The sequence below is a fragment of the Promicromonospora kroppenstedtii DSM 19349 genome (assembly GCF_000515355.1).
Lineage (GTDB): Bacteria > Actinomycetota > Actinomycetes > Actinomycetales > Cellulomonadaceae > Promicromonospora > Promicromonospora kroppenstedtii.
Window position 1 is genome coordinate 1 of record NZ_KI911685.1, and the last position, 1,130, is coordinate 1,130.

Annotated in this window: 1 protein-coding gene; it reads left to right on the plus strand. The window is 70.6% G+C overall.

Features of this window, described 5'->3' with window-relative positions; translation table 11 throughout:
- The coding region (locus PROKR_RS14565; protein ID WP_051433006.1) for a chitinase at nucleotides 1-1,083 on the plus strand (1,083 nt) is incomplete at its 5' end.
- Nucleotides 1,084-1,130 lie beyond the last annotated feature (47 nt).

Consider the following 1,130-nt stretch of genomic DNA (forward strand, 5'->3'; position numbering starts at 1 on the left):
TGGAGCCCCGACGTCACGCCCACCCTGTGGACCGACGACGGCGCGTGCGCCACGCAGCCGGACCCCGACCCGACCGACCCGACGCCCGACCCCACGGACCCGACCCCGGACCCCGAGCCGACACCGGCGGACTGCAGCCAGCGGCCGCGCCCGTCGGGCAAGGTGCTGCAGGGCTACTGGGAGAACTGGGACGGCGCGAGCAACGGCGTGCACCCCGGCATGGGCTGGATCCCGATCACCGACTCGCGGATCACCCAGCACGGCTACAACGTGGCGACCCTCGCGTTCCCCGTGATCCGCTCCGACGGGACGGTGCTGTGGGAGGACGGCATGGACTCCGGTGTCCAGGTGCCCAGCCCCGAGGAGATGTGCGCCGCCAAGGAGGCGGGCCTGACCATCCTGATGTCGATCGGCGGCGCGACGGCCGGGATCGACCTGTCCTCGCAGGCGGTCGCGGACCGGTTCGTCGAGACCATCGTGCCGATCCTGCGCGACTACAACTTCGACGGCATCGACATCGACATCGAGACGGGCCTGACGGGCAGCGGCAACATCAGCCAGCTCTCGACGTCGCAGGCCAACCTGATCCGGATCATCGACGGCGTGCTCGCGGGGATGCCGGCCGGGTTCGGCCTGACGATGGCGCCCGAGACCGCCTACGTGACCGGCGGCAGCGTCACCTACGGCTCGATCTGGGGCTCCTACCTGCCGATCATCAAGAAGTACGCCGACAACGGCCGCCTGTGGTGGCTCAACATGCAGTACTACAACGGCTCGATGTACGACTGCTCCGGCAACTCGTACGCGGCCGGGACGGTGGCCGGCTTCCAGGCGCAGACGGACTGCCTCGACGACGGGCTCGTCATCCAGGGCACCACGATCCGCGTGCCGTACGAGAAGCAGGTGCCGGGCCTGCCCGCTCAGCAGGGCGCGGGCGGCGGCTACATGGCGCCGTCGCTGGTCTCACAGGCGTACGGCTCGTACAACGGGGCGCTCAAGGGCCTCATGACCTGGTCGATCAACTGGGACGGGTCGCGCGGCTGGACCTTCGGCGACAACGTCAAGGCGCTGCAGGGCCGGTAGGGCTGCGGCTCGGGCACGACGGCGCCGGGCGGACCTCGGGTCCGCCC